At 68.1% G+C, this 25,630-nt stretch carries 29 protein-coding genes and 1 pseudogene; 7 read left to right on the forward strand and 23 right to left on the reverse strand.

The window, feature by feature from the left end; translation table 11 throughout:
* Nucleotides 1-171: 171 nt before the first annotated feature.
* The 3 genes from BJ981_RS10865 to BJ981_RS37930 form a co-directional block, all read right to left on the reverse strand.
* A complete protein-coding gene (locus BJ981_RS10865; RefSeq protein ID WP_184610452.1) occupies nucleotides 172-957 on the reverse strand; it encodes a MerR family transcriptional regulator in 786 nt (261 codons plus the stop codon).
* Between the two features lie 83 nt (nucleotides 958-1,040).
* Nucleotides 1,041-2,423 carry a serine hydrolase domain-containing protein gene (locus tag BJ981_RS10870; protein WP_239139363.1) on the reverse strand — a complete coding sequence of 461 codons (1,383 nt, stop codon included), beginning with the start codon at nucleotides 2,421-2,423 and terminating at the stop codon, nucleotides 1,041-1,043.
* Between the two features lie 194 nt (nucleotides 2,424-2,617).
* Entirely contained in the window at nucleotides 2,618-2,746 is a 129-nt protein-coding gene (locus BJ981_RS37930; RefSeq protein ID WP_260324625.1) for a hypothetical protein, read from the reverse strand.
* A gap of 178 nt (nucleotides 2,747-2,924) precedes the next feature.
* On the opposite strand from BJ981_RS37930, the gene BJ981_RS10875 reads away from it, so the two are divergent.
* A complete protein-coding gene (locus tag BJ981_RS10875) occupies nucleotides 2,925-3,881 on the forward strand; it encodes an alpha/beta fold hydrolase (protein ID WP_184610454.1) in 957 nt (318 codons plus the stop codon).
* A gap of 399 nt (nucleotides 3,882-4,280) precedes the next feature.
* Here BJ981_RS10875 and BJ981_RS10880 read toward each other — a convergent pair whose 3' ends face one another.
* Nucleotides 4,281-5,126 carry a class I SAM-dependent methyltransferase gene (locus tag BJ981_RS10880; RefSeq protein WP_184610456.1) on the reverse strand — a complete coding sequence of 282 codons (846 nt, stop codon included), beginning with the start codon at nucleotides 5,124-5,126 and terminating at the stop codon, nucleotides 4,281-4,283.
* Nucleotides 5,127-5,509: 383 nt separating this feature from the next.
* Nucleotides 5,510-5,710 carry a hypothetical protein gene (locus BJ981_RS10885; protein WP_184610458.1) on the reverse strand — a complete coding sequence of 67 codons (201 nt, stop codon included), beginning with the start codon at nucleotides 5,708-5,710 and terminating at the stop codon, nucleotides 5,510-5,512.
* Between the two features lie 811 nt (nucleotides 5,711-6,521).
* Here BJ981_RS10885 and BJ981_RS10890 point away from each other — a divergent pair.
* Nucleotides 6,522-6,926: a hypothetical protein gene (locus tag BJ981_RS10890; RefSeq protein WP_184610459.1), complete on the forward strand. Its 405-nt coding sequence runs from the start codon at nucleotides 6,522-6,524 to the stop codon at nucleotides 6,924-6,926.
* A gap of 97 nt (nucleotides 6,927-7,023) precedes the next feature.
* On the opposite strand, the gene BJ981_RS10895 is transcribed toward BJ981_RS10890, so the two are convergent.
* From BJ981_RS10895 to BJ981_RS10915, 5 genes are all read right to left on the reverse strand, one after another.
* Entirely contained in the window at nucleotides 7,024-7,416 is a 393-nt protein-coding gene (locus tag BJ981_RS10895; protein ID WP_184610461.1) for a hypothetical protein, read from the reverse strand.
* Between the two features lie 694 nt (nucleotides 7,417-8,110).
* The gene (locus tag BJ981_RS10900; RefSeq protein WP_184610464.1) at nucleotides 8,111-8,521 is read right to left on the reverse strand and encodes a type II toxin-antitoxin system VapC family toxin; all 411 of its coding nucleotides are present in this window, start codon (nucleotides 8,519-8,521) and stop codon (nucleotides 8,111-8,113) included.
* Complete coding sequence (locus tag BJ981_RS10905) at nucleotides 8,518-8,838, reverse strand: type II toxin-antitoxin system Phd/YefM family antitoxin (protein ID WP_184610466.1); 321 nt, start codon at nucleotides 8,836-8,838, stop codon at nucleotides 8,518-8,520. The genes BJ981_RS10900 and BJ981_RS10905 overlap by 4 nt, the downstream gene beginning before the upstream one ends.
* Before the next feature lie 9 nt (nucleotides 8,839-8,847).
* A complete protein-coding gene (locus tag BJ981_RS10910; RefSeq protein WP_184610468.1) occupies nucleotides 8,848-9,501 on the reverse strand; it encodes an SMI1/KNR4 family protein in 654 nt (217 codons plus the stop codon).
* Nucleotides 9,502-9,621: 120 nt separating this feature from the next.
* A complete protein-coding gene (locus BJ981_RS10915) occupies nucleotides 9,622-9,942 on the reverse strand; it encodes a hypothetical protein (protein ID WP_184610470.1) in 321 nt (106 codons plus the stop codon).
* Between the two features lie 420 nt (nucleotides 9,943-10,362).
* On the opposite strand from BJ981_RS10915, the pseudogene BJ981_RS39620 reads away from it, so the two are divergent.
* A pseudogene (locus tag BJ981_RS39620) lies at nucleotides 10,363-10,873 on the forward strand (DUF4386 domain-containing protein).
* A 199-nt stretch (nucleotides 10,874-11,072) separates the two neighbouring features.
* Here BJ981_RS39620 and BJ981_RS10925 read toward each other — a convergent pair.
* On the reverse strand, nucleotides 11,073-11,378 hold the full coding sequence (locus BJ981_RS10925; RefSeq protein ID WP_184610473.1) for a hypothetical protein: 306 nt from the start codon (nucleotides 11,376-11,378) through the stop codon (nucleotides 11,073-11,075).
* Nucleotides 11,379-11,794: 416 nt separating this feature from the next.
* On the opposite strand from BJ981_RS10925, the gene BJ981_RS10930 reads away from it, so the two are divergent.
* On the forward strand, nucleotides 11,795-12,655 hold the full coding sequence (locus BJ981_RS10930; protein WP_184610474.1) for an RDD family protein: 861 nt from the start codon (nucleotides 11,795-11,797) through the stop codon (nucleotides 12,653-12,655).
* A gap of 14 nt (nucleotides 12,656-12,669) precedes the next feature.
* Here the strand turns inward: BJ981_RS10930 and BJ981_RS10935 are convergent, their stop codons facing one another.
* Together BJ981_RS10935 and BJ981_RS10940 are read right to left on the reverse strand one after the other, a co-directional pair.
* A complete protein-coding gene (locus BJ981_RS10935; RefSeq protein WP_184610476.1) occupies nucleotides 12,670-13,347 on the reverse strand; it encodes a response regulator in 678 nt (225 codons plus the stop codon).
* Nucleotides 13,344-14,438, reverse strand: a complete 1,095-nt coding sequence (locus BJ981_RS10940; RefSeq protein WP_204070365.1) for a sensor histidine kinase — start codon at nucleotides 14,436-14,438, stop codon at nucleotides 13,344-13,346. The genes BJ981_RS10935 and BJ981_RS10940 overlap by 4 nt, the downstream gene beginning before the upstream one ends.
* 134 nt (nucleotides 14,439-14,572) lie before the next feature.
* Here BJ981_RS10940 and BJ981_RS10945 point away from each other — a divergent pair, with 134 nt between their 5' ends.
* Nucleotides 14,573-15,763, forward strand: a complete 1,191-nt coding sequence (locus BJ981_RS10945; RefSeq protein WP_184610477.1) for a serine hydrolase domain-containing protein — start codon at nucleotides 14,573-14,575, stop codon at nucleotides 15,761-15,763.
* A gap of 302 nt (nucleotides 15,764-16,065) precedes the next feature.
* Here the strand turns inward: BJ981_RS10945 and BJ981_RS10950 are convergent, their stop codons facing one another.
* The 4 genes from BJ981_RS10950 to BJ981_RS10965 all read right to left on the reverse strand — a co-directional run bounded on the left by BJ981_RS10950 (nucleotide 16,066) and on the right by BJ981_RS10965 (nucleotide 19,873).
* Entirely contained in the window at nucleotides 16,066-16,503 is a 438-nt protein-coding gene (locus BJ981_RS10950) for a hypothetical protein (RefSeq protein WP_184610478.1), read from the reverse strand.
* 256 nt (nucleotides 16,504-16,759) lie between these two features.
* Nucleotides 16,760-17,305 (reverse strand): dihydrofolate reductase family protein, encoded by a 546-nt coding sequence (locus BJ981_RS10955; protein ID WP_184610479.1) that lies wholly within the window; start codon nucleotides 17,303-17,305, stop codon nucleotides 16,760-16,762.
* Nucleotides 17,306-17,441: 136 nt separating this feature from the next.
* Nucleotides 17,442-19,079: a ribosomal protection-like ABC-F family protein gene (gene abc-f, locus BJ981_RS10960; RefSeq protein WP_184610481.1), complete on the reverse strand. Its 1,638-nt coding sequence runs from the start codon at nucleotides 19,077-19,079 to the stop codon at nucleotides 17,442-17,444.
* A 326-nt stretch (nucleotides 19,080-19,405) separates the two neighbouring features.
* Complete coding sequence (locus tag BJ981_RS10965; protein ID WP_184610482.1) at nucleotides 19,406-19,873, reverse strand: GNAT family N-acetyltransferase; 468 nt, start codon at nucleotides 19,871-19,873, stop codon at nucleotides 19,406-19,408.
* A gap of 97 nt (nucleotides 19,874-19,970) precedes the next feature.
* On the opposite strand from BJ981_RS10965, the gene BJ981_RS10970 reads away from it, so the two are divergent.
* Nucleotides 19,971-20,822, forward strand: a complete 852-nt coding sequence (locus BJ981_RS10970) for a DUF72 domain-containing protein (RefSeq protein WP_184610484.1) — start codon at nucleotides 19,971-19,973, stop codon at nucleotides 20,820-20,822.
* Nucleotides 20,823-20,843: 21 nt separating this feature from the next.
* Here the strand turns inward: BJ981_RS10970 and BJ981_RS10975 are convergent, their stop codons facing one another.
* Together BJ981_RS10975 and BJ981_RS37465 are read right to left on the reverse strand one after the other, a co-directional pair.
* The gene (locus BJ981_RS10975; protein ID WP_184610485.1) at nucleotides 20,844-21,386 is read right to left on the reverse strand and encodes a GNAT family N-acetyltransferase; all 543 of its coding nucleotides are present in this window, start codon (nucleotides 21,384-21,386) and stop codon (nucleotides 20,844-20,846) included.
* 112 nt (nucleotides 21,387-21,498) lie between these two features.
* Nucleotides 21,499-21,879: a phosphodiester glycosidase family protein gene (locus BJ981_RS37465; protein ID WP_275422308.1), complete on the reverse strand. Its 381-nt coding sequence runs from the start codon at nucleotides 21,877-21,879 to the stop codon at nucleotides 21,499-21,501.
* A gap of 98 nt (nucleotides 21,880-21,977) precedes the next feature.
* Here BJ981_RS37465 and BJ981_RS37470 point away from each other — a divergent pair, with 98 nt between their 5' ends.
* Complete coding sequence (locus tag BJ981_RS37470) at nucleotides 21,978-22,298, forward strand: hypothetical protein (protein WP_221314689.1); 321 nt, start codon at nucleotides 21,978-21,980, stop codon at nucleotides 22,296-22,298.
* A gap of 655 nt (nucleotides 22,299-22,953) precedes the next feature.
* Here BJ981_RS37470 and BJ981_RS10985 read toward each other — a convergent pair.
* From BJ981_RS10985 to BJ981_RS11000, 4 genes are all read right to left on the reverse strand, one after another.
* Nucleotides 22,954-23,364 carry a PPOX class F420-dependent oxidoreductase gene (locus tag BJ981_RS10985; RefSeq protein ID WP_184610487.1) on the reverse strand — a complete coding sequence of 137 codons (411 nt, stop codon included), beginning with the start codon at nucleotides 23,362-23,364 and terminating at the stop codon, nucleotides 22,954-22,956.
* 80 nt (nucleotides 23,365-23,444) lie between these two features.
* Nucleotides 23,445-23,795 (reverse strand): DUF1801 domain-containing protein, encoded by a 351-nt coding sequence (locus BJ981_RS10990; RefSeq protein ID WP_184610489.1) that lies wholly within the window; start codon nucleotides 23,793-23,795, stop codon nucleotides 23,445-23,447.
* Nucleotides 23,796-24,150: 355 nt separating this feature from the next.
* Nucleotides 24,151-24,732 (reverse strand): ArsR/SmtB family transcription factor, encoded by a 582-nt coding sequence (locus tag BJ981_RS10995; protein WP_184610491.1) that lies wholly within the window; start codon nucleotides 24,730-24,732, stop codon nucleotides 24,151-24,153.
* 143 nt (nucleotides 24,733-24,875) lie between these two features.
* Nucleotides 24,876-25,271, reverse strand: coding sequence for a hypothetical protein (locus BJ981_RS11000; protein ID WP_184610492.1), 396 nt, complete (start codon nucleotides 25,269-25,271; stop codon nucleotides 24,876-24,878).
* Between the last annotated feature and the right edge of the window lie 359 nt (nucleotides 25,272-25,630).

Here is a 25,630-nt window from a genome sequence, read left to right on the forward strand (position 1 = left end):
CATTCAAGCGCCCGATGCCATAGCCAACGGCACAAGCCAATCGCCGGCCACGCCTCGGAGCACCGAGCGACCTCCCGGTCTCCGGCAGCTCGGACCGCGCCTCCACCCATGCCTGTTCGCCGCTGACTTGTGCTCGATCATCCCTTTGCTGTCTGGCAGTGCCCGACCTATTCAATTGCTGTCGGGCCGAGGGATTTCGACGCCGGCGGCACGAAGCTGGGACTCAATGAGGGTGGCCAGGTGGTCGCTGGCCGTGCCTTGTTCGGAACCGAAGTCGCGAATGACGCGATAGCGAGTCCCGGCTTCCTGGCGTGCTTGAAGCCCGGTCACGATCTTGAGATGATCGAGGTTGGCAAGGTAGTGGTTGGCCATCTCTGCAGCAAGGCCCGGGATTCGGGGATCATCAGGTGCCCAGGTGACAGTTGCAGCCGCGCGACGGCTCAGCTCGACGAACTCCGGATCCTGTATCGCGTGTTCGATGTTGTCCAGGTGTTCGTTAAAGCGCTCCGGTACGAGGGCTTTGGCCAGGATCAATCCCTCTCGGGAAGCACTGACGTCCTCGGCGCGGAAGCCCTGGTCAGCCATCCTGTTCAGTAGCGTCAAGGCTCGATCGGGCAGCAGCGCACGGTCGCTGTCTGTGAGTCGATGCAGTGTGTCGCGGCGACTGATCAACTCCTCGATCTGAGCTGTGAGTCGCTGCTCCACGTCGACTAGGGCACGGGCGAAGTCCGCGTCGTCCGCATCGAGCAGCGCGCCGATCTCGGCCAACGGGACGCTGGCTCCGGCAAGTGTGCGTACCTGCACCAGCCGTAGGAGGTCGGCCGAGCCGTAGCGCCGATAGCCTGAGGTGTCCCGCGCGGGCTCGGCGACCAGGCCGAGTTTGTGATAGTGCCGCACCGTCTTCACCGTCACCCCGGCGAATGCTGCCGCCTGGCTGATCGTGATGCCGTTACTCATGTGCACAGCCTGCCCGCTGAACGGCCCCGGCGACGCCGCCCACACCGTCGAGATCTCGCGGGCTGCCAATTGGACCGTCCGCGTCAGGCGGCGGGGCGAGTCGTGGTGCGGAACACGGCATCGACCAATCGTTGCGTGGCCTGCTGGTACGCAAGCGCCATCGTCAGGGCGGGATCGTCGACATAGTTCAGGGTCGCGGTCAGGCTTTGCCGGCCGTCGGGGGTGCTGTACATCAGCGCGGCGTGGCCCGCGGCACCGCCGTTGTGGGTGATCACCGTGCCGTCCTCACCCAGATCCTGCACGAACACGCCCAGGCCGTAACCCATCCCCGGGATTGGCGTCGCGTGCGTGGTGAGCATCTCCTTGGTCAGCTTCGCGGGGAGCAGTCGCCCTGTGACCAGTGAGCGGAGGAATGTCTCCAGGTCCTGTGAAGTGGAGATCATGTCCCCGCCGCTGGAGATCCAGGACGGGTTGTGCTCGGTGACATCGATGGTCCGTTCGGTGCCGTCCTCCTCGTACCGGTAGTAGGCGTGCGCGTGGGGCTCGGCGATGTCGGTCTCGCTGGTCGGTTGTGCGGTGCCGGTGAGACCGAGCGGCTGGATCACGAGTCGGTGCATCTCCTCGGCGACGGATCTGCCCGTGACCTTCTCGATGAGGAGGCGGACGATCACGTAGTTGGTGTTGGAATAGCTCCAGTCCGTGCCCGGCTCGAATCGGGCAGGCTTCGACAACGCCAGACGGGCGAGGTCCTCGGCCGGGTAGCTGGTGAAGCGGTTGTCCGCCCACTCTTTACCGGCCGTGGTCGCAGGGATCCCGGCAACCATCGTGCCGTCGGGGTAGTACTCGCCGGTGAAGTTGAAGATCCCGCTGGTGTGCTGCAGGAGCATGCGAACGGTCACCCGAGGATCGATGCCGAACTCGGGCAGGTAATGGGCGGCAGCCGTGTCAAGATCGATCTTTCCTTCACCGACCAGTTGCAGGGCGGCCGCGGCTGTGAAGGTCTTGGTGTTGCTGCCGATCCGGACATGTCCATCGATTGGAGGCTTGGCCTCCTGGCCGATCTCGCTGACGCCGGCGCTGCCAGCCCAGACGCCGTGCTCGTCCCGAACACGCATGGTGATCCCGATAATGCCGGACGCGACGATCTCATCGAGGATTGCCTGGAGCTCCGGACGCTGCACGTCTGCGGCAATGGGCTCGTTCTGATTGGTAGAGGGCATGTTCCCGGTTCCTTGTAGCTCTGGTCCGTGGCACCCGATCGCGCCAACGAAGACGAGCCTGCACCCTGACCTCGGGTCAACCTCAAGCTCGATCATGGAATCCTCTGAAGTGGCATGCGCCGACTGTTGAGATCCCGAGATCGACGGGCGTTCGATCGCGTGGCCGAGCGCGGTTCGAGAGCTTCGGCGCGGGGGCCGCCGACGTTCAGACGCGGGCGCGAAGACGTCGCTGAAGTAGTCGCTCACCCACTCATCGTCGGTAGTCCTGCCGACGAACGGGACGATCTCTTGATCCGGCAGGGGTTACGCCGGATGCGCTGGTCATCCACCGCCGTCGTGAGAACGGCCTTGAGGAGCCGGTACGCCTTGGCCACGGTGACCGCGCTCACGCCCGCGTCGAGAAGGCTCTTACGCCACCGGCGCACGTGGGGGTCCTTGACTCACTGAGTGCCACCGGCCGCGACCTCCAAGACCGGCGTACGGTGCGAGTAGATGAAGCACGCCGACCGGCCGCGCCCGTCCACGTGCAGGGTCGTGGTCTGCCAGGACCCGTTGACCGGCCTGCCCATCAGGCGGCATCCTCCCGTGTGCCAGATACGGATCGGGCGGGACGTGATCTCCGTGAGTATGCAGCCGCCGAAGATCGGGTTGATGCGTCCTTTTGCTGGAATGGCAACAGAACTTAGGCCCTGACCTCCCTCGACCCTAAAGTCAGGGCGACCAACGAGTCCTGGTCGAGGAGGGACGATGACGGCGAAGCACCGGATCTTGAAAGCAGGCGCGGAGCGGATTCACGTCGTAGAACAGGGCAGCGGCCCGCTGGTGCTGCTCGTCCATGGTTTCCCCGAGTCGTGGTATTCCTGGCGGCGGCAGCTTCCCGTGCTGGCGGCAGCCGGTTACCGGGCCGTCGCGCTCGACGTACGGGGCTACGGGCGTTCGTCCAAGCCGCAGGACCCCGCCGCGTACCGGATGCTCAACTTGATCAGTGACAACGTGTCGGTGGTCCGGGCACTCGGTGAAAGCTCCGCTGTGATCATCGGCCACGACTGGGGGGCGACGATCGCAGCGCAGTCCGCACTCCTCGAGCCCGAGGTGTTTCGTGCGGTCGGATTGTTGAGCGTCCCTTACACCCCGCCCGGCGGGCCTCGGCCAAGCGACGTGTTCGCGGGAATGGGCGGCGAGCAAGAGTTCTATGTCTCCTACTTCCAGCGCCCCGGACGAGCCGAGGCCGAGATCGAGCCCAACGTGCGCGGCTGGCTCGCTGGGTTTTACAGCGCCCTGTCGGCGGACACGATGGCTGCGGCGGACGCCTCAGACCCACACTTCATCGCCCCGGGCGGCACACTGCGCGAGCGTTTCCCCACCGGCGCGCTGCCGTCCTGGCTGACGCAAGACGACCTCGACTTCTATGCCGCCGAGTTCGAGCGCACGGGCTTCACCGGCGCCCTCAACCGCTACCGCAACATGGACCGCGACTGGGAGGACCTGGCTACGTACGCGGGTTCCCCGATCAAGCAGCCATCCCTCTTCCTCGGCGGCACCCGTGACGCCTCCACCATGTGGCTCTCCGACGCCATAGACGCCTATCCGCAAACGCTCCCCAACCTCACCGGCAGTCACCTCCTAGACTGCGGCCACTGGATCCAGCAAGAACGCCCCGACGACGTCAACCGCCTGCTCGTGGAGTTCCTCGACAGCCTCTGACCGGGACTTCCAAACCGTCGGGCCGAGCCATCGTAGAGATCATTGGAGGACCTCCCGATCAGAAGGTTCGCCACAGGAGCGTGCCAGATGCGTGCCAGAACAGGTGGGGAACCGCGGTCACTCACGGGGAATCATGGGGACTCGACCAACCCTGACCTTGACCCCTGTTTTCCCAGCTCAGCCCTCAAGGCCAGCAGCTGATTCCCAAACTGACAGTGCCTCGACCTGGGGAACACCGAGTAAGCCGAGAGGCACTTGGACACCAGAATGACTGGATGCAGCCGCAAAGCGGACACGACGCGGCTACGCGGAGGCCCTGGAGGTTGCTGTACTCCTCTGCCGTACCGTCACCGTCTGGCCCTCGCAGACGGTGAAGTTGCCGACGTGGCCTGCGCTCGCTCAGGTGACCCGCGCGGCCACCAGGGTCTCGAAGGTATAGGGCCGCAGGCCATCGGCACGGCCGGCGAAGTACCGCTGCTGGAGGTCTGCACGTGCGGGGTGGTCCACGACCTTTAGCCCGCACCGGCTGATCAGCCTCTCGATCTCGGATACCGGCCAGCCAGGCTGAAGAGGCTCGCCGGCAGAAGCCGCGATCGGCGTGTAGATACGGGCGAATTCCGTCCCCGCGTCGTCGAGCGCACAGTCCTCGGCCCGGTAGGAGAACACCACCTCAGACCCGGGAGCAGCCGCCGCGATCGTGCGCAACGTCGACTCGATCGCCTGTGCCGTCAGATAGGGGGCGACGCCCGTCCAGCAGAACATCGCCGGCTGCGCCCAGTCGAACCCAGCCGGGCCCAGAACATCCAGAACCGGTCCGGCCTCGAAATCAACCGGCACGAATACCTGCGAGTCGCTGAGCGGCAGGCCGAGCTCCCTGACCCGCTCGAGCTTCCAGGCCTGGGAGGCAGGGTGATCAACCTCGAACACCGTCAGCGAGCCGAGCAGATCCGGCCGCCGCCACGCAAACGAGTCAAGCCCCGCGCCAAGAATCACGTACTGCGTGAAGGCACCAGCAGCCAGCCGGTCCTCGGCGTACCGGCTGCGGGTGCAGACAGCCGCACGGGACTCGCTGCGGACCGGGCCGGGGAACAGCGGATCGAACTGGTCTCGCAGCTGCTGCCATACCGGGCCGACAAGCACCAGGGCCAGCGCATCGTCCAGTACCCACGGCGACGCCGTCTCCAGGCGAAACAATCCACGCGACACGGCCGCAAACATCGCCGTCCTGCTCGGCGCGCTTTCCATGTATTCCTCCCCGCCGGCCAGAACCCAGCATGCTGGCCACGCCTGGCCACTCCGCGCACTTCACAGGATGCGCCTGAAGCGCCCTGACGGCCATAGCCAGATCGCCTGGCAGCCACGATCTGTTCGCCATCGGGATCCTCCAAAACGGCCAGGCACGCCAGCACCACAGCCGCCTGCACGCCACCACGCTCACCGTCCTGCGCGAAGTCCTTCAGATGCGCTTCCAGGTCAGCAGTGATCAGCGCCGGGATCACGACCGTTCGCTTTCCAGCCGCGGACATGGGTTCGGTGAAGACCAGGCCCTTGCCCCGCGATGCGGATGAGTTGCCGCTCCACCCGCACCGTTCCGGCCTCCAGGTCGACGTCCCGCCGGCGAAGCCCGGTCAGCTCACGCCTTCGATCCACTCCCCCGCGTACTTCCCGAACTTGATCTTCCCCGTGTCAGGATCGAGACGGTCACCGTTGAGGATCTCCGCCTTTTGTCTGGTCAGCCAGATCTCGGCGTCACGCTTGGTGGCGAAGGTGTTCGGCGCCGGGTGGTCGATGCCGTCCGGCCCCGGGGAGCGAGCCTGGTTGCCGGGCATGCGGCCTGGGGGCCGGTCCCGGCCGCGGGCAGATCGGGCCGCACGTCCACTCCGTCGCACACCCAGGAGCCGGACGACTCGGTCATGCTCAAGCCGCGGAAATCAGCGCCTTCGCTGCCACCAAGGCGACTCAGGCGACGCATGCGGATCAAGCGACGTCCGGGCGAGAAACCGCCTGTCCAGCGGGAGAACCAAGGAGTACAGGTAGGGTCTGGCCCATGGCGGCAAAGCCATGAGCGCCTGTTCCAGCCTCCAGCGTGGGGCCACTCCGGAGCATTCAGGGCACATGCATGTCGGTGCGATCCGGTCAACGGTTCCGGGGACCACTGCCTGTGCCCAAGCGAGCAACGCCTCCGCTATCTCGCCTGGCCGCATTCGGGTGTGCTCAAGCCTGATCACCGCAGCCATTGGACGACGGCCAAGACCAGGGACCTGATGGATCGAGGCTCTGTGAGTTCCGCACACCGACCCACGTGCACGAACCCGAGAGGGGCGCCTACGAGGCATAGCCCTTTCTGATCAACGTCATAGGCATGATGATGGCACCGGTCGGCCCCGTTCCTTCACAGCCTCGGCGCGAAACAAGCAATGCCTCCGGCGGGGGCGCTCCGGCTCCGGGGTGATCGCCAAGGCCTTGGCCCGCTTCCCCTTCGGGCGGGTCGACGGCACACGGGGTGATCAGGAGGGCGGACTGTACGCGCCGCGCGTGTAGGGCCACGGGCGAGCTCTTCCTCGTACGCTGGCTTTCGTGGATGTCCAATCTGTGGCCTGGGCTGCGATTCCCGGCCCGAAGTGGTACTCGCCCCAATGCGTGGCGGAGACGTTCAGGGCCTTGATGCGGACGACATGGGCTGACCAGGATCGGGGCGGTGGTATTCGCTCAGCCGTCGGTAATGATCACGCTGGCACGCTCTACCCGGCTGCTGTCGCAGGCACAGATGTATTGCTGCACATCATTTCCGCCTGCCCGGGCGCACCGAGGAACGCCGCCCTGTGCGTCCTGTTGGACTGGTGGGGGTGCTTCCAGCCCGAACCGGGTTTCGACGCGTACACCGATCAGGACGAACATCGAGTCGAGATCATCCCCGCAATCATGCAGCGGGTAGAGCAAGCAGCCGACACCCTGCGTGTCATCGCAGAGCACGACACGCAGGCGCGAGGGCTAGTCCGAGAACTGCTCCGCAGCCTCGACCGAGGTTGGATTGCCGAGGAGTAGCAGATGGCCGACAGTTCACCTCAGCCCAGCCCACAGGCAGTTCGCCGGGCCATTAGCGGGCCATCAAGAATGGTCACTGGGGGCATGTGATGTGCGGTCAATCCCCGTAACAGTGCAACATCAAATCGGGCTCTGCGCGCCAGCTCATCAGCAGTTTCCGCATGGCTGCCACCAACTCACGCTGTGCGTCATCGCTGGCAATTACCTCCAGGCGATCGATATCAGCCGCAAGCTGAGGTATGTCACGGCGATCGAGAACAGCGTCCGACCACGGGTCGAGCTGCCCGAGAATCGGCAGCCTGCTGCCCCCGGCATTGTTGACCAGCAGCAGTAGTGTCTCCACTTCCACGTCCAGCAGCCAACCTCGCTGCTGCGCTGTCCTCCACTCCTCGCCGTCGGCACGGCGGTGCTCACGACGCTGCGCACGAGTAGCCCGGCGCAGGCTCTTCGGACGAGGCTGCGGAGGACGCAACATCAACAGCAGTCCCATGCCGGTGACAGTACTGGCCCTGGTGCATGAACTTCACTGGCTGGCGCGCGTGCCCGTTCCGTGCCCGATGGAGCGCGGTCATCCGGGGGGAACCTGCGGCTTGCCCGCGACCGCCAAGAATGCTACTGCGCGCAGATAGTTCGATGTAGTTGGGGTTTGCGTCGGCGTCCCGCTGCTTTCGTTTTCGTGATCCATTCAAGAACCACTACGACGGCAACCGGTGACCCTATCCCCGCGAGCGGGGACCAGAGTGGCGCCGAGCCCCACCCGAACGGAAGTGGTATGGGGACGGTCAGGAATCCGCCAGGGTCGAGCACTGAGCATTCCTCCATTGGGCGCATGGTTCGTTAGGAGGATCTTGATGCGTGGAACGCGCCGGTAAGCCCGAAAGTTGCTTCCCGTCAGAAGCCCCACCAGGAGGACCGCAACTCTCGGTGGTCAGGCGTCAAGAGCCACGGTGAGCCGGCCTTTGCCTGGGGTCGTTGCCCCTCGATGTGAACGAGACCGCCACCTGCCGAGGGGCGTGCGGCCGGGCCGCCCTCTGTTCGATGGTCAAAGCCAGTCGCTGGGGCTCCTAACAGACGGTGGACTACGCAGAGGAGGAAAGGGGCCGACTCTTGCTCGTCCGGAAGAACCGGCCGTCAGTGCAGTAGGAGTCGAACGATCGCGGAGAATCGCGACGAGGATGCGTTGCTCAGCGTGGTCGTGTGACCGGGACCACGGTGAGCAGGTGGTCCAGGCCTTTGAAGTCCCTTGGGTTGCAGGTGTACAGGGGGAGCCGGTTGGCGATCGCCACGCAGGCGATCATCAGATCTGCTGTTCGAGGGCGGGGTCTGCGTCCCGAGGCGATGACGGCGGTCCACAGTTGGCCGTACTCGCGGGCGGCGGTGTCGTCGAAGGGCAGGGGGTCGAACTCGGCTTCGGTGGTCTGAAGGATCTTCATTCGCTGAGCGAGTTCCTGTGCCCCGGTGGCCACCAGCACGCCGACGGACAGTTCTGCGGTGGTGATGGCGCTGATCATCATCTCGTCCGGTAGCTCCTCGGGGTCGATTCCGGCGCGCAAGATGAGGATGTTGGTGTCGAGCAACCCTTGAGTGGGGGTCATTCCCCGTCCTCTGTGAATTCGCCTCTCCCGTAGGCGCGATCGTAAGGGTCGTAGAGGTCGTCGTTGACGTGGTGGTCCATGTCCTCGCGGTACTTTCGGTCGTCCAGGCGCGGCATGCCGCGGGACACGGCGGCGAACTCGGCCCGCGAGACGGCCCGGCGTCGACGGCGGATGGGGACCAGATCGCCGATGTGGTGTCCGTTACGTGTGACGGCGTACCGCTCTCCGCGTTCCAGCCCATCCATGATCTCCGCGGACCGGTTGCGCAGATCACGCTGGGAGATCTGGTGGGAGTGGTCGGGCTCAGGAGTGCTCACCCATCGAGTCTACCCCGCGTGCCATCTGGTGCTACAGAGTAGCACCGCGTTGATCACTGAGAGTTCACGGGGGAGCGCGAGCAGCCCCGACCTGGGAAGGCGCATGTCGGGCGTAAGTAGTGTGCGTCTTTGCAAGCTAGAAGTCAGGGGTTCGACTCCCCTTTGCCTCACCTCGGCTCGAAGGCCACCTCTCATGATCCAGCCCATCTCCGTCATCCACACCGTGCCGGCGAGTTCGCCGTTCATCGCCAGCATGCTGATCCATGTACAGCCGTGGTAGCAGAGGAACATGGTCCCTGGCATCGGCTTGTCGATCCAGAGGATGGGCTTGGTGCCTTTGGCCGCGAGCAGTGGTAAGCGGTCCACGTGCGCGCGACTGATCGGGAAGGAAGCTGACACGGAGACCGCGGCTTCCGGCTCTTCCGCGAAGCTTCCTTGTTCGCGCAGGGTCTCGTCTGTGATCCACTCCAGGTCGAGCACAGGGCCAGGGCGGACGCCGCGTCCGAAGCGGAGGAGGAACGAACGGAACTCTTTGGGCAGAGGCGCCCCCACAATCCCTTCGAGTGCCTGCACCTCTTCTTCGGACAGGGGTGCGATATCCGACAGGCCGGCGAGTTGGGTGAGTTCTTCGCCTAGCTGGGCCAAGCTGATCTCTGATCGCATCCCATCCTCCTCGTGCGCTACCGAGGGAGTCTCAGGCAGGTTGGTGTGGCAGCGTATACGGGAGCGTTGACCAAGACGATCGTTCGTAATGAAGTGGCCTACGCAAGACGTAGTCGGGGTTTATGCGGTGCGTGGTGACTGCCACAGCTGGCGCCTTCGTTTCAGCCAGGTCGCGGCGGCGGTGTTCAACGTCACGCCCCAGATCAGGAGGACGACGATCCATTGCGTCCATGTCAGCAGGGTCATCTGGCCGGAGAGCAGGATTCGAGCAGTGGCGTAGGGGGCGAGCCATGCTTGGGCGGGGTGGAACGACTGGACACTGCTCAGTAGCAACCACGTGCCCATCGGGAACACGATGGTGGCGAGGCACGCGACCGCGGGGCGGCGCAGCAGCATGCCTAGGGCAGTGCCGGTGAGTTGCGCGACGGTCTGCACCAGCACGCTGCCCAGGGCGACGGTCCCGGCGTGGAGCCACGGGTGAGTGCCAGGGCCGGGTGGAGCGACCGCGAGTGTCACGGCACAAACCAGGATTCCGTATGTGCCGACAATGGCAGCGAGCAGTGCCGCCGCCAGCAACGTTGGGAACAAGCGGGTGGTAGGGGGTGTCTTCCGTAGGTCGCCGGCTAACAGCGCACCGAGGAATGGCGCCGGGATCGACATCACGGTCTGCGTTGCCTCTGTGAGTGTGGCGAACGACTGGTCTCTGGGAATGGCTGTCATGCGTAACCCCACGGTCGTCAACAGGCCCGCCAGTAGGGTGATCGCGAACAACCACCGTCGGGGCCGTGTCCCGAGGGAGCGCCGGAGCGCGGCGCTGGTCGCCTTGCCTAAGCTGGTGTGCGCGTTGTCAGTGTTCACTGAATGCCCTCTCTAGGCTCGCCTTCCTGGTCGGTTCCTTCCGTCAGGATCTCCTGTGCGATCGGTGAGGTCACCAGTTCATGGCAGCAACGGGGAGGGACCAGAACCCAGGTCCTTCTCGGCGCCTTTCTCGAAGTGGTCCTGGCGCTCGCTATCGTCGGAACCACCGTCGCGCTCTTTCCCGTCGTCAAGCGTCAGAATGAAGGTGTCGCTCTCGGCTATGGTGGTTTACGCATGCTTGAGGCCGGTGTCATAGCCGTCGGCGTGGTTCCGCTGGACGTTCCTGGTCGGTCCCGGCTTCGTCTGTGGAACGAACACCCTGCTGCTCGCGTACGTGCTTTACCGGTCCGGTCTCGTGCCGCGGTTCATCCCGGTACTGGGGCTGGTCGGGGGCCCGTTGGTGTTCGCCTCGGGGGCCGCGCAGATTTTCGGGCTGTGCGAGCAGATTTCGGGGTGGGCGGCCGTCACCGTTGTTCCGGTGTTCGCGTGGAGATCTGCCTCGTCCTCTACCTGATCGTGAGGGGGTTCCGGCCTTCGGCCGTGGCGAGTTCCCCCATGCCGCCGGTCGCGGCCGGTCCCGAATCCTTGGCCGTGTGACCCAGGCCTGCGGCGGTCGCCCGAGAAAGGGCGGCCGCCGCGAGGCGCCTCACCATACGCTTTTCGGTGCCTGGCGCTATCGCTCTAGAATCGGCTCCTGTTTGGGGCTGGGCTTGTTAAAGAGGGATCCGGTATCCGTCGTAAACGTATGCGTATCTCGCGCCCATGTCGAACTTCCACCACTGGTTTCCGGCGGTACTGATGCAGGACGCCTCGATGATCTTGGGGGTGGAGATATAGCCGATCACGTCGCTGGAACCGCTGTACGAGGAATGTACGGGTGTGTTGTTCGCGAAGTTCATCCACTGGGGAGTTATAGGGGAGCAGCCGGCAAGTGGACTGGCGTTGGCCGTATTGATCGGGACGAGAGTGCCCAATGCGAGCAGGGCGGCGCCGGCCAGTAGTTTTTGCCGAAGTTTCACTGATGCTCCTCACTTTTCTGATCATGTGACATGATCAACGTATATTGTCGCGAGTTCACTGGGTACATGGCCGCGGGGTGACATATTCGTGTGTTGACTTCTGACGCACTTGTGGTCGCGGTTCTCCGTTCAACGGCGGCGTGGACGGTGGGGGCCATGGATATTGAGCGTTATTTCGGACGGTCTTAGAGGGGACGCGTGCTGTCCCAATATCGCTAAGATGTGGCGGATCCGGTGAAAGGGCCGCCTTGTCGCACTCCTTCAAGTTGTCCAGAACGGCACTGCTGACCTGGGCTGTTGCCGTGGCCGTCGCTGTGTTTCCGACCTGGGAGGAGTGGCGGGATCGGCTTGAGCCGGGGGAATTCGAGAGCTACTCCTGTATGGGGTGGGGGCCGGGGCAGTGGGGGAGCTCGCCGTTGGACCCCCTGCGGGGCGATCTCGACGTGCTCATGGAGAACGTGGTGACGTGGGCGGTTCCCGCGCTGGTGGTCGTGGTGGGGTTTCTCGCCTGCGTCGGGGGCAGGGGTCCGCGGAGCGTGGCATGGCGGACGGCAGGGGCTCTCTGCGTCATCGCGGTCGTCGAGCCGCTTACTCCGGCCTACGCGGCGGGGGACGGCTCGTGTGGCTTGCTGCCGATCCTCAGTGCGGAGTGGTTCGCCACGGTGATGGGCGCGTGGGGAAGCACACAGTTCTGCCTCCTCGGCGCGGCCGTGCTCGTGCTGGTCGCCTCCCGGATGACGGTTCCGGCCACCTCGGAACACGTGGCGGCGGCTCCGCCGGACGGTGTGACCTGGCGTCGGCCGATCGCGGTCCTGGTGGACTACGCGATCATCATCGTGATCCTCACCTTCGGGCTGCCCCTTGTCATGGGCCTGACCGACCTGGACAGGCCCTTCTCCATGAGCCTGGACTTCGGGCTGCTGGGGGAGGGGGTGAGCCTCTTGTCGTTTCACGTCGAGGCCGGCTGGTTGATCGTCCTGTTCGTCGTTTTCCTGTACTTCTGGGGACAGCACAGCCGGTGGGGACGGACGCTGGGGAAGCGGCTGTTGCGCATTCACGTGGTCTGCGCGCGGACGGGGGGCCGGCCTCCGGCGGGCAGGGCGGCCCTGCGCGCGCTGATCTTCCCGATGGCGTTGTTCGTCCCGGTGGTCGGGCCCCTCGTTCTGGTGCTGGACGGGCTGTGGACGCTCGTCGACCCCGGCGCCAGGACACTGCACGACCGATGGGCGCGCACCGAGGTCGCGCGCCGGATGCCGGACGTCAGATCCGGGGTTTGACCCGCCGTGTCCCCTCAGAGGTCACGATCGCTGCGTGGTGTGACAAGTCCTGATTCGTACGCCACGACGACGGCCTGGGCGCGGCTGTTGAGAGCGAGCTTGGCCATCAGGCGCTTGACGTGCGTCTTGACCGTCGCCTCGCTGAGCACCAGCCGTCCCGCGATCTCCTGGTTGGTCAGGCCGTAGGCGACGAAACGGAGGATCTCCGTCTCCCGCGCGGTGAGCTCGGACAGCCGCGAACGGGTCAGGGAGGTGGCGCGGTGCTGGTCGGCGTACGTCTCGATCAGGCGATGGGTGATGGCGGGGGCGAGCAGGATGTCGCCGGCGGCGATGGCGCGCACCGCGGAGATGATCCGGTCGGGCGGGGTGTCCTTGAGCAGGAAGCCGGAGGCGCCTTCGCTGAGCGCGGTGTAGACGTATTCCGGCAGGTCGAAGGTGGTCAGCACGATCACGCGCGGCATCGGGTCGGCATCGCCCGCGAGGATGTCGCGGGTGGCGGCGATGCCGTCGAGTACCGGCATCCGGACGTCCATGAGGATCACGTCGGGCCTGGTCTCGGCGGCCAGGGCCACGGCCTGCTCGCCGTCGGCCGCCTCCCCGGCGACCGTGAAGCCGGGCGCCGCGGTGAAGAGGGCGACGAGGCCGGCGCGGATCAACGGCTGGTCGTCGGCGATCAGCACGCGGGTGGTCATCGGTCACGTCCCGTGGGGAGTCGCAGCACGACGCCGAACCCGCCGTCCACGGGCCCGGCGGTCACGGTGCCGCCGTACAGCTCGGCGCGTTCCCGCATGTTGTGAATGCCGCGGGGAGTGTGGCCGGGGCCGGGCGGCGGTGGCGGGTTCCCGGTGTTGACGATCTCCAGCGTCAGCAGGTGGCCGGCGGTGTAGTCGAGCGTCACGCGCGCCGTGGCCGGTCCGGCGTGCTTGAGGATGTTGGTCAGCGACTCCTGGGCGACGCGGTACGCGCACAGGTCCGGCCCCGGCGCCAAGGGCCGCCGCTCGCCGCGCACCTCGACGTCCACGGGCACGCCCGCCCGTCTCATGCGCGCGACCAGGCCGTCCAGGTCCGCCAGGCCGGGCTGGGGGCCGAGTTCGCCGTGGCCGTCGATGCGCAGCACGTCGAGCAGCCGCCGCATCTCCGTCAGCGCCTCGCGGCTGGTGTCGCCGACGGTCGCGATGGCTTGCCGCGCGGTGGCCAGGTCGCTGTCGAGGACGTACTGGGCCACGCCCGCCTGTAAGGACACCACGGACATATGGTGGGCCACCACGTCGTGGAGTTCGCGCGCGATGCGGATCCGTTCGTCGGCGGCGGCCTGCGTGGCGCGTTCGGCGAGGTGCTCCACCCGTTCGCCCCAGCGCCGCGTGCTCTCGCCGAGGCCCCACGCGACGAGCACGATCACTATGGCCTGCATCGTCTCCGGCCACGTCATGACCGGTGACAGCGTCAGGTACACCGAGGCCATCACGAGGGTCGTCGCCGCGAACATCAGCGCCGCCACCCACCGGGGCCGCAGCGTCGCGACCGTGAACATCGCCACCAGGACGCCCAGCCCCGTGTTGATGAACAGATCGTCATTGAGCATCGCGTACACGGTCAGCGCGCCGAGCATCACGCACATCGTGATCACGGGGGCCCGTTGCCGTACCGCGATGGGTGCGATCATGAGCACGATGAGGGCGAAGGCGGACGGATCAGCACCGCCGTACGCCACGACGGTGGCCGTCATGAGCCCGGTGAGCACGACGGCGAGCAACACGTCCACCAAGATCGGCTGAAATCGCACCGGCCCACGGTAACCGCGGCACGGATACGCGGTCACCAGCCTGTGGGGGCATTTTCGGCTACCCCTGTGGGGGTACCCGGAAATGCCGTCGCAGGGTGACGATGAATCGCTCGCCGATTTCTAGTTTTCTCGGCATGAGACGAACTTCCACATTCGCGGCGGCCCTCTGCCTGGCCGTGGGAATTTCCGCCGGTACGGCGGCCGCCTCCGCGGCGCCGGCGTCCGGCACATTACAGCGCGACGCCGACCTGCTGGTCGCGGAGGGTTCACCGGGTGCGCTGGTGGAACTGGTCACGCCGCGGGGGCGCGTGCGGGTGCGCAGCGGGTACGGCGACGTGAAGGCGAGGACGCCCGTGCCGTGGGACGCGCGGTTCCGGATCGGCAGCTTCACCAAGATGTTCGTGGCCACGACCGTGCTGCGACTCGTGGGCGAGGGGCGGCTGTCGCTCGAGGACACCGTGGACCGGTGGCTGCCGGGAACGGTCGCGGGCAACGGCAACGACGGACGCCTGATCACCGTGCGGCAGTTGTTGCAGCACACCAGCGGACTGCACGAGTACGTGTCGGAGATGCCGAACGTGTTCAAGGAGAAGGACTTCCTGCGCACCCGGTTCGACACGGTCACCGCCGCCGAGGCCGTGCGGCTGGCGATGTCCAAGGCGCCGGACTTCGCGCCGGGCACGAGCTGGGCGTACTCCAACACCAACTACATGCTCGCCGGGATGCTGATCGAGCGCGTGACCGGGCGGACGTGGCAGGAGGAGGTGACCGCGCGCGTCATCCGCCCGCTCGGCCTGCGCCACACCTTCACGCCGAGCACGTCGCCCTTCATCCCCGGCCCGCACGCCAAGGGCTATGACCGGTTCACCGAGAAGGGCATGGAGGCCGGGCCCGACGACCCGTTCGGGCCGCCGGTGGACGTGACGCTGATGAACCCGTCCTGGGGCGGCTCGGCGGGTGCGATGATCAGCACCACCGAGGACGGCGGCACGTTCCTGCGGGCCCTGCTGGGCGGGAAGGTGCTGCGGCCCGCGCAGCTCGCGGAGATGAAGCGGACCGTCCCCACCCCGCCGGAGTGGTCGGGGGTGCCCGGCACCAGGTACGGCCTGGGCCTCATCTGGACTCCGAACTCGTGCGGCGGATCGTGGTCGCACGGCGGCACCATCCATGGGTTCCTCACCGACAACGGCGTGACCGACGACGGCAGGCGGAGCGTGGTGGTGTCGAGGAACACCCGCACCCCCGTGCCGGCCGGGAGCACCACGGTGCCGGACCAGGACGCCGTGTCCGACCTCATCGACCACGCCCTCTGCGGCGCCGGCTGACATCCCATGAACCGAGGGCGGCGGGCCCGCCGCCCTCTTCGGTGTTCCACCGGCGGCGCGGGAGCGGGTAGACGGTGTGCGAGGGCTTGCCGGAGCTTGATAAAAGCCGGGCGTTCTCGGCTTGCCGTTGTTTCGTTAGGAACGGCGGACGATATGGGGGCGCTTCCCCACATCGGCGAATTCATGGAGGACGGCGGCGATCGGTCCGTGATTTCCGAGCCGCGGAATTGTCGTCGGCCCGTTCGTCGGGGCCGGTGGCCGGGCGGAACGCGTTCCGCCCGGCGGTGCGCGAGCCCGGACGATCAGGGGTTGCCGGAACGGCAGATCGGGGTGGTGTGGTACTGGACGGATGCCCCCGTGGCGTCGGACACGACCGCCAGGATGTCGTACGCGAAGGTGGGCTGGCAGCCGATCGAGACGAAGGTGCGGTCGTTGAACGCCGGCACGTTGGTGCCGTTCAGGTACCAGCGGATGGCGATCGGCGCGACCCCGCCGCTGTAGGACACGTCGCAGAGGAAGCGCCGCGCGAGGGGCTCACAGTAGCCGCTGTTCAGGGTCAAGGCGAGCAGGGTCGCCGAGGAAGCGGCGGTCGAGGTGGACCTGGACGATGCGGCAGACGCGGCGGACTTGGCGGTGGACGCGGTGGACGCCGCCGAGGCTGACGGGGCGAGCGTGCCGGGTAACGCCAGCAGGCCGGCCGCCGCTGCGGCGGATAAGGCGATTTTGAGCGGCTTGCGCATGTCTGTCTCCTCCTGGGATGGGACTGAGTGTCGCGCTGCCCTGGGGGGTGCGGCAGCCCGTCCATCCCATGATTCGCCGGCGCGGTCGCGACGGATGACGGGACCGACATTCTTCGCATAACGCTGGCGACCGAGAGCTCGTCCGACAGCCGGAACGCCGCCTCCCGCGAGGGGAAGGCGGCGTTCGCGCGTGCCGGGTCGACGAGCCGTCGGCGGCCGTGGCCGGTCGATCGCCGTCGAGCGGCGGCGTCGCCGGCTACTTGGCCGCGACCTCGTAGGCGAGGTGGAGGACGCCGGTCTTGAAGGTCGTCGAGGAGACGAGCTTCAGGGGGATCTGGACGCCGTCCTCGAACAGCCGCTGGCCGGTGCCGACCGCGATCGGGTGTACCAGCAGGTGGAGCTCGTCGATCAGGCCGTGCCGCAGCAGGGAGCGCACGAGGTTCGTGCTGCCGCTCATGTTGATGTTCAGGCCCGGCTCCTGCTTGATCTTGGTGATCTCTTCCACGAGGTCACCCTTGACCAGGGTGGAGTTGTTCCAATCGGCCTTGTCCAGGGTCGTCGAGACGACGTACTTGCGGACGTTGTTGATGAAGCCGGCGAACTCCTCGTCGGCGGGCTGCTTCGGCCAGAACTCCGACCACTCGTCGTACATGACCCGCCCCATCAGCATCGCGTCGGCGTCGGCCGCCAGCGCGCCGATGGCGGCCCCCATCTCGTCGTTGAAGTAGGGGAAGTGCCACTGGTCTGGCGCCTCGACGACGCCGTCCAGCGAGATGAAGAAGGACGCAACGATCTTCCGCATGTCTGGTTTCCTCCGCCTCAGGTTTCTGCGTCCCAGAATGGCATCCGACAATCAAAGCTGTCAAGACAAACTCAATTGTCGGTGTTGGGCGCGGGATCGTCCGGCTCAGGGGGTGGGACGGCGCTGAGCGCGCGTGTCACAGCTCGTCGGGCGCGGATGTCTCGTGGAGGGCGCCGGAGGCCAGGTGGAGCCAGCGGGTGACGCCGATGGCGTGCAGGAAGGGCAGGTCGTGGCTGACGACCACGAACGCGCCCTCGTAGGCGTTCAGGGCGTTCTCCAACTGGCCCGCGCTGGTCAGGTCGAGGTTGTTGGTCGGCTCGTCCAGCAGGAGCAGGTGGGGCGCGGGGGCGGTGGACAGGACGCAGGCCAGGGTCGCGCGCAGGCGCTCGCCGCCGGACAGGTCCGCGGCGCGCAGGTGGACGCGGTCGCCGCGGAAGAGGAACTGGGCCAGGCGGTGGCGCCGCTCGTTGTCGCCCATCTGGGGCGCGAAGCGGCGCAGGTTGTCCACGACGCTGAGGTCGAGGTCGAGCAGGTCGAGCCGCTGCGACAGGTACGCCGCCCTGCCCGCCGCCCGGTCGATCCTGCCGGCCGACGGCTCCAGCAGCCCGGCGACGAGCTTCATCAGCGTGGACTTGCCCGAGCCGTTCGCGCCCAGCAGCGCGACCCGCTCGGGCCCGCGCAGGCTCAGCGTGACGCCCGGCGGCGCGAACACCGCCTCCCCCGTCCCGTACCCGGCGTTGACGTCCTCCAGGGTGAGGACGGTGCGCCCGTCGGGGACGCGGGTCTCGGGCAGGGCGATGGCGATGCGCGCCTCCTCGCGGAGCGCCTGGCTCGCCTCCTCCAGCCTGGCCTTGGCGTCCGCGGTGCGCTGCTGGTGGACGTCGGCCGACCGCGCCGCCGACTCCTGGGCCTGGCGCTGCAGCGTGCCCGCGTGGATACGGGACAGGCCGAGAGAGCTCTTGTTCCGTTTGGCGTTGCTCGCCCTGCGCTGGGCGCGTTCGCGGGCCTCCTGGGCCTCGCGCTTCTGGCGGCGCAGTTCCTGCTCGGCGCCGCGCACCGCCCGCTGCGCCGCCTCCTGCTCGCGGTCCACCGCCTCGGTGTAGGCGGTGAAGTTCCCGCCGTACAGGCGCAGCTCGGCGGGGTGCAGCTCGGCGATGGACTCCATGCGTTCCAGCAGGGCGCGGTCGTGGCTGACCACCAGCAGGCAGCCCTTCCACTCGTCGACGACCTGGTAGAGCCGCTCGCGCGCGGCCCGGTCGAGGTTGTTGGTGGGCTCGTCGAGCAGCAGGACGTCCGGCCGCCGCAGTACCTGGGCGGCGAGGCCGATGGAGATCACCTGGCCGCCGCTGAGCGTGCTGAGCGGCCGGTCCAGCGTGACGTCGCCGAGGCCGAGCCGGTCGAGGACGACGGTGGTGCGCTCCTCGATGTCCCAGTCGTCGCCGACGGTGGTGAAGTGCTCCTCGCGCACGTCGCCGGCCTCGATGGCGTTCAGCGCGGCGCGGATGGGGGCGATCTGGAGAGCCTGGTCGACGGTGCCGTCCAGCATCGGCAGGGCCTGCGGCAGGTAGCCGAGCTCGCCGTGTACGGAGACCGAGCCGGCCGTGGGCCGCAGCTCTCCGGCGATGAGCCGCAGCAGCGTGCTCTTGCCCGCTCCGTTGGGGCCGACGAGGCCGGTGCGGCCGCCGCCGAGGGCGAAGGACAGGTCGTCGAAGACAGGGGTGTCGTCCGGCCAGGCGAACGACAGGTCGGTGCAGACAATGGTGGCGTCGGACATCAGCGTTTCCCGAGGACGTGAAAGCCCGGCCTGAGGGGGCGCGTGACAGGACGTGGGGGCCGTAGAGGCCCCGGCACGGTCGGACGCGCGCCAGGCCGGCGCATGGGCATGATGGACGGATACCGCGGGCCCGGGCGCGCTCCAACGCGCGAGCCGGACCGGCCACGTCACCTCGCGTCGCGCGGTGGTGACGGGCGGCGGGGTATCACTCGGAGGTGTCGTCCTCGCTGACCAGCATGCTGGGGCCTCCGTGCCTCGTCGATGTCCCCGAACGGGGTTCGCTTCGCATGCTACCACCGGGCGCCGCGCGCCCGGTTCGCCCGTTGTTACGCCTCCGCCGCCTCCAGGACCAGGAGGATTTGCTCGTCGTCGCCGCGCCGGACGGCGCCCGCGCGGCGGAAGCCGCTCTTCTCCAGCAGGCGCACGGACGCGGTGTTGCCCGCGAACGGGTCGGCGTACAGGGGCCGGGTCCGCTCGAGGCTCAGGAAGAGGGCGAGCGCGCGGGTGGCGATGCCCCGGCCCCAGAACGGACGGCCGAACACGTAGCCGATGTAACGCTCGTCCTTCTCCCACCAGGACACGATGTTGCCCGCCACCTCGCCGTCCACGGTGACGGCCTGCACCAGGACGGCCGGATCGCCGAGCACCTTCGTGGTCCAGTGCGCCATGAAGACGTCGCGCTCGCGCGGCGTGAACCTGGACCGCCGCGCCGCCTCGGGATCGTGCTCGTGTCGCAGGAAATGTTCGAGGTCGGGCGGCTCGACATCGCGCAGTCGCGGCTCTTCGTCGCTCATGAGGCCCGAGTGTCGCACCGGCCACCGACATTTTCCGTGGCCACGCGGGGCGGATCGGGTGCGCCGGGCGGGCCACGGCTTGGATAACGTCGGGTCCATGCGGCTTCATGTGGGATGCGCGATGTGGACGCACACGTCATGGCAGGGCAGGTTCCTGCCGCATCCGCTTCCTCCCGGGGAGCGGCTGCGGGCCTACGCGACCTGGTGCAACGCGGTCGAGGGCAACACGACGTTCTACGCGACGCCGTCGCGCGGCACGGTCGAGTCGTGGGCGCGGCAGATCGCCCCTGACTTCCGCTTCCTGGTCAAGCTGCCCAAGACCGTCACGCACGAGCGCCGCCTCACCGACGCCGGCGAGGAGCTCCGGCCGTTCCTGCACGCGATCGAGCCGCTCGGGCCGCGCGTCCAGGCCCTGTGGGTGCAGCTCCCCGGGACGTTCGGGCCGTCCGACGTCGACACCCTCGCGGGTTTCCTGCGCGGGCTGCCCGATTCGTACAACTACGCCGTCGAGGTGCGCCACCGCGCGTTCTTCCAGGACGCCCGAGCCGAACGGCTCCTGGAGGGCGCGCTCGCCGAGTCGGGCGCGGAGTGGATCCCCTTCGACACCGTCGATTTGTTCCAGCGCCCGCCCGTCACGGACGCCGAGCGGGAGGCGTGGTCCAGGAAGCCGCGCATGCCGCGCCGGTCGAAGGCCCTCACCACCCGTCCGGTCGTGCGCTACATCGGCAGGGACGACGTGACGCTCACGGTCGAGGGGCGCCGGTACTGGGCCGAGACGGTGGCCGGGTGGCTGCGGGAGGGCCGCTCGCCGACCGTGTTCATCCACACCCCCGACAACACCGAGGCCCTCGCCCTCGCCCGGCGCTTCCACGATGACGTGCGGGCGCTGGTGCCCGAGGTCGAACCTCTGCCCGAGCCCATGCCCGCCGAGCCCCTGACCCTTTTCTGAGGCGGCACGCCGGAGACCGGCCTACGCCTCCGGGTGCCGGTCGACGCGGTAGACGTAGTGCGCCCAGTCGTCGATGGGGTTGTCCGGCTCCAGGTCCCCCTCGGCGACGCGGCGCAGCCCGGCCTTCTCCAGGGCCCGCCAGGACCTGCGGTTGGCCGCGGACACCGGGACGAGCACGCAGGTCGCCGTGGGGATGTCGGTCCACGTCCTTTCGACGACCGTGCGGATCATCTCGGTCCCGAGGCCGACGCCGACCCGCGTGGGGTCGCCGATGAGGTAGTCGATGCCCACCGCGCCCTCCGGGACCTTGACGACGGGCGCCAGCTCGGCGACGTAGTCGGGGAAGTCGGCGTACTTCGCGCGCTGGACCAGCCCGAGCGGCACGCCGTCGTGGAAGACGAGCAGGTCCTCGGAGGGATCCTCACCGCGGGTGGCGGGGCCGAAGTCGCGCGCCACCCCCTCGGGGGAGGTGTCGTGGTTCCACCACCGGGCGACGTGCGGCTGCATCAGCCACTCGCGCAGCAGCGGGAAGTCCTGCTCGGTCAGGCGGCGCCATGTGATCATCAGGACCTCCGGGTGCGAGGCGCGTCAGGCAGGTGGGGGCCGCCGCCCGCGGAGCGGTTCACGCGGGATGCCGACGGTAGCAAGGGCGTGCGACCGCCGGCATCCGAATATCTCAGCGCCGCGGCAGCACCTGGATCGTGTCCCCCACCGGCCGCTCGCCGGTGGCGTCCGAGGGACGGTTCACGAGCGCGCCGTTCACGGCCATGGCCGAGGAGCCGCCGCCGTCCAGGTTCAGCGCGTCGACCGCGCCCAGCGACTTCATGAAGCGCGCGGCCTCGACGAGGGTGAAGCCCTCGCTGCCGCCGCTGAGACGGCCGTCCACGGTCACGAGCAGCAGGCGGCCCTGCCGGTCGATCCCGGCCATCGTGCGCGGCTGGCGGTTGTTCGCCCAGGCGAAGCCGAAGGACAGGTCCAGCGGGTCCACGGTGCCCTCGGTGGCGGCGTCGACGTGGATCCGGCCGTCCTCCACGAGCGTGGGGGCGGCGCTGACGATGCCGTGCGCCCGGGCGGCCGCAGTTCCGCAGCAGGCCGGGCGTGCGGTTGACGCCCTGGACGTCGTAGGCGGCCCGCCCGGCGCGCGCGGTCACCGTCGTGGTGAGGTCGGCGACGCGGGCACGCCGGCCGCCGTCCCGCAGGATCAGCGCGGCGCGCGATCCGGCCGCCATCGAGGCGAGCTCGCCGTCGTGGGCGCTGACGCCCGCCGGGACGCCCTGCGCGCCGTCGGCGTCGGAGGTGATGAAGAAGCCGCCGTTGACGCCCACCAGCGACCCCAGCTCGGCGGCGACCGCCGAGGTCTTCTCGCGCTGGGCGACGTTGCCGTCATGGGTGGCCGTGACCGTGCCGCGGAACGCGCGCGGGTCGATGACGGCGACGTTGACGTTCTCCACGTCGGCGGGCTGGTCGGCGTCGTAGCCGGTCCACTCCACGGTGGCGCGCAGGCCCGCCGCGGTGACCTTCGCCGCGGCGGCGGCCGCCTCGGGCTGGGCGGCGTAGAGGCCGGCGCGCACGCCCATCAGGCCGCGCGGGGTGTCGGCGTACTCGGGCCAGGGGATCGGGGTGACGTCCGGGGTGAGCCCGGCGGCGCGCAGGCGTCCCGCGGTCTCGTCGGCCCACCCCTGCGTCCCGACGGGGGCCCAGGCGGGGGCGCCGGTGAGCCGGTTCGTGGTGGGCGCCTGGACGGTGACGGTCCAGCGGGGCGCGGCGGCGGGGTTCCCGATCGTGCCGGTGCGCACCTCCACGCCCGGCGCGACGACCCGGGTCGTCCACTGCGCCGTGGCGCCGGTGGAGGACGGCGGCGCGTCGGCCACGGCGGCCGGGGAGGTCGACAGGGGCCCGCGACGGCCAGCGCGGCGACCAGGCCGGCCGCGAGGCGTACGCCGCGGCCGGTGCCCGGGCGGTTGTCCTGGTTCGTCCTTCTCAGTCGGAGGATGAGCGGAACGCCGGTAATGGTGGGTTCCAGCCCAAATGACCAAGTCGGAAGTTCAGCGCCCCGAGAAGAACATCGGGGCGGGGACATGGATAACGCCGGTGGCCGGGACGGTGAACGCTGGACGGCGGCGCGCGAGGGTCAGCCCGCGCCGCTGCCCAGCACCTTCCGCGGGGTCAGCCGGATCACGACGCGGACGACCTCCGGGGGAAGGGCCAGATACTCCTCGCCCGCGCCCGAGCCCTCGTACCGCTCGGCGAGCGCCACGGCCAGGGCGCGCCCGGTGTCCTCGGTCACGGTGGCGGTGCCGCGCACCTCGATGTACGTGAGCGGGTCGGCCTTGTCGTAGACGCAGAGGCTCGCCCGGGGGTCGCGCCGCAGGTTCTTCTCCTTGCGCCTGCCCCGCGCCGTGGAGATGAGCACGTCGTCCCCGTCTCTGCCGACCCAGACCACGGAGGTCTGCGGGCTCCCGTCCGGGTTCAAGGTGCCGAGAACCCCCAGGTTGGCGCCGTCGATGAGCTTCCGCGCGCCGTCGCCGAGTGTGACAGTCATGATCGGTAGCCTAACCCTCGGCCTCTGGGGACGGGCGGTTCCTCGTCGGGCCGCACGACGACGCGCGGGGAGCCGAGGTCCTACTCTTCGTCCAGCTTCACGGCCTGCTTGATGTAGTCGCGCAGGGCGGCCTCGTTCAGGGACTCCAGCGTCTTGATCTTGACGTGCCGCGTGGTCTTCCCGATGCCGTCCAGCAGGCCGTGGGAGTCCTGGAACTCCGCGCCGCGCGTGAACGCGAAGGTGATGTGGGTCTTGCTCGTGCTGATGATCGCCAGGTTCCCGTTGGCCTTCCACGCCGGGGACCCGCGGCTGATGATCTCTTCGGAGGCGGGGGCCTCCTGCTTCATGAGGGAGCGGAGCTTTTCCACGATGCCCTGATGCTGGGGAAGCACCTTGGTCTTGACGAACTCGTCCACTTCTTTGCTGCTCACCGCGAACCTCCTTGCTCGTTGCCGTGGCTTTCACGCCAAAGGCGCCGGCGTGGTCATGGCCTCGCTCGTATCGCATTGTCGCTTCGATAAGCGAAAAGCGCCTTCGTGGATGGGCGCCCGCGTCCGGGACGGAGCGTCGTTCCGCGTCCAGCATCGCATAGCGGGATGGCCGTAGGCAGGGGCCACGTCATCGGGGAACGTGAAGAACAGGGGTCGTGTAGGGGTTGATCCGGCACACCCGGGAAGGCGCGCGCACGTCGTGCGCGAGGGCGATTTCCGCAGGGCGGGCGGCGATTCCCATTATGCGATTCCCCGCGCCGCGGACGGTATGGGACCGGTACGGGAAAGGCGGCGTTCAGGGGTCGACCTTGGGGTGCACCGCGACGATGACGCGGTGGTCCCGTCCCCCGCGCGCGCCCTCGTGGTGGTACTTGCCGGTCAGCGCGGTCACGGCGGAGGCCAGTTCCCGCGCGAAGGCGGCGCGGTCGGCGGCCGAGGCGAAGCGGATCTCGCCGTCGACGGCGAACGTCGCCACGGGCCTGCGCGCCTCGGCGGCTCCGGTGATCAACGTGCCGAGGTCGCGCACCAGCCGGGCCGCCAGTGCCAGGAGCCACCGCGCCGAGAGCTGGTCGGGCGAGCGGGCCGGGTCGGGCGCGACCGCGTTCAGCGCGATGGGGGAGATCACGTACGACGACGCCGTCGCCCGCAGGACGCGCTCGGTCGCGTTGCCCTTGCGGCGCTCCTCGACGAGCTCGACGAGGCCGTGCCGCTCCAGGGCCTTGAGGTGGTAGTTGACCTTCTGCCGGGGCAGGCCGATCCGGGCGGCGAGCATGGTGGCGGACGCCGGCTCGGAGAGCTCGGACAGCAGGCGCGCCCGCACAGGGTCCAGCGACACCTCGGCCGTGGCCGGGTCCTCGATGACTTCGACGTCTCTCATACCATCAGCGTGACGCCGAAAAATAATGTTGTCAATATAGATAACTATTGTCGGAGACGGCCGATATGCCCGTGTTCCCGCGCTGCCGTGCCGGGCGCCGCCGCCGGGGGCGGACACGGTGCGGGGAACACGGGCGGCCGTGGTCAGGCCTTCGGCGTGCGCTCGGTCGAGGTGGAGGTCGCCGTCACCGGTCCCCCGATCGAGTCGGGGAAGACGAGCCTGATGTTGACGGTCTGCGCCTGGCGGTTGACGTTGTGGCTGCGGCTGTGGCTGAGGTTCCAGTTCCGGGCCCAGTTGCGGGCCCAGCTCCGTGCCAGCGAGCTGTTGAGGGCGCGCGCCCAGGCGCGGTTCCAGTTGCGGTTCCGGTGGCGGGACCAGTCCCGCCACTCCCCGCCGCCCCCGCCGCCCCCGGTGGGCAGGCGCGTGGCGGTGGCCGCTTCGGCGCTGGTGACCGTGGCCACGGCGCCCATGCCGACCATGCCGGTGGCGAGTGCGGCGCCGATCGTGAGTGTGCTCAGGAACCTTTTGAGCTTGGGCATTGCTGATCCCCCTGGGGCGACATCGATTGCGTTGCACTGGCATTCGCGTAGATGGCTGTGAATGCTGTGATGACTACGGAGTCTTCACGCTTGTCTTTTTTCCGGGGGCGAGGTGTGACAAACGAATAACTGCCGCTTTTGCTATGTGCTTAACCTCTTGTTGTGGTGTTCGATTCGAAATTTCCCAACTTCAACCGACATGATCAACTTGATCATGTCGTACCCCGACGTGCCAGGTAACGTCACGCCACGCGCGCGGAAAGCCCATCGCGGCAGGGGTTGGAGGAGGGCGGCGCCGGATGGTGACCCGTGTCGTTCCTGGAGAAGGGATGGATTCGGGCTCGCCGGACAACGGTGAT

Source organism: Sphaerisporangium krabiense (assembly GCF_014200435.1).
Lineage (GTDB): Bacteria > Actinomycetota > Actinomycetes > Streptosporangiales > Streptosporangiaceae > Sphaerisporangium > Sphaerisporangium krabiense.

What these genes read in the sequence shown, in the direction of transcription:
- BJ981_RS10865 (WP_184610452.1), bottom strand. Translation starts at nt 957, where the DNA reads ATGAGTAACGGCATCACGATCAGCCAGGCGGCAGCATTCGCCGGGGTG.
- BJ981_RS37930 (WP_260324625.1), bottom strand. Translation starts at nt 2,746, where the DNA reads ATGGGCAGGCCGGTCAACGGGTCCTGGCAGACCACGACCCTGCACGTG.
- BJ981_RS10875 (WP_184610454.1), top strand. Translation starts at nt 2,925, where the DNA reads ATGACGGCGAAGCACCGGATCTTGAAAGCAGGCGCGGAGCGGATTCAC.
- BJ981_RS10880 (WP_184610456.1), bottom strand. Translation starts at nt 5,126, where the DNA reads ATGGAAAGCGCGCCGAGCAGGACGGCGATGTTTGCGGCCGTGTCGCGT.
- BJ981_RS10885 (WP_184610458.1), bottom strand. Translation starts at nt 5,710, where the DNA reads ATGCCCGGCAACCAGGCTCGCTCCCCGGGGCCGGACGGCATCGACCAC.
- BJ981_RS10895 (WP_184610461.1), bottom strand. Translation starts at nt 7,416, where the DNA reads ATGGGACTGCTGTTGATGTTGCGTCCTCCGCAGCCTCGTCCGAAGAGC.
- BJ981_RS10900 (WP_184610464.1), bottom strand. Translation starts at nt 8,521, where the DNA reads ATGACCCCCACTCAAGGGTTGCTCGACACCAACATCCTCATCTTGCGC.
- BJ981_RS10910 (WP_184610468.1), bottom strand. Translation starts at nt 9,501, where the DNA reads ATGCGATCAGAGATCAGCTTGGCCCAGCTAGGCGAAGAACTCACCCAA.
- BJ981_RS10935 (WP_184610476.1), bottom strand. Translation starts at nt 13,347, where the DNA reads ATGACCACCCGCGTGCTGATCGCCGACGACCAGCCGTTGATCCGCGCC.
- BJ981_RS10945 (WP_184610477.1), top strand. Translation starts at nt 14,573, where the DNA reads ATGAGACGAACTTCCACATTCGCGGCGGCCCTCTGCCTGGCCGTGGGA.
- BJ981_RS10950 (WP_184610478.1), bottom strand. Translation starts at nt 16,503, where the DNA reads ATGCGCAAGCCGCTCAAAATCGCCTTATCCGCCGCAGCGGCGGCCGGC.
- BJ981_RS10955 (WP_184610479.1), bottom strand. Translation starts at nt 17,305, where the DNA reads ATGCGGAAGATCGTTGCGTCCTTCTTCATCTCGCTGGACGGCGTCGTC.
- abc-f (WP_184610481.1), bottom strand. Translation starts at nt 19,079, where the DNA reads ATGTCCGACGCCACCATTGTCTGCACCGACCTGTCGTTCGCCTGGCCG.
- BJ981_RS10965 (WP_184610482.1), bottom strand. Translation starts at nt 19,873, where the DNA reads ATGAGCGACGAAGAGCCGCGACTGCGCGATGTCGAGCCGCCCGACCTC.
- BJ981_RS10970 (WP_184610484.1), top strand. Translation starts at nt 19,971, where the DNA reads ATGCGGCTTCATGTGGGATGCGCGATGTGGACGCACACGTCATGGCAG.
- BJ981_RS10975 (WP_184610485.1), bottom strand. Translation starts at nt 21,386, where the DNA reads ATGATCACATGGCGCCGCCTGACCGAGCAGGACTTCCCGCTGCTGCGC.
- BJ981_RS10985 (WP_184610487.1), bottom strand. Translation starts at nt 23,364, where the DNA reads ATGACTGTCACACTCGGCGACGGCGCGCGGAAGCTCATCGACGGCGCC.
- BJ981_RS10995 (WP_184610491.1), bottom strand. Translation starts at nt 24,732, where the DNA reads ATGAGAGACGTCGAAGTCATCGAGGACCCGGCCACGGCCGAGGTGTCG.
- BJ981_RS11000 (WP_184610492.1), bottom strand. Translation starts at nt 25,271, where the DNA reads ATGCCCAAGCTCAAAAGGTTCCTGAGCACACTCACGATCGGCGCCGCA.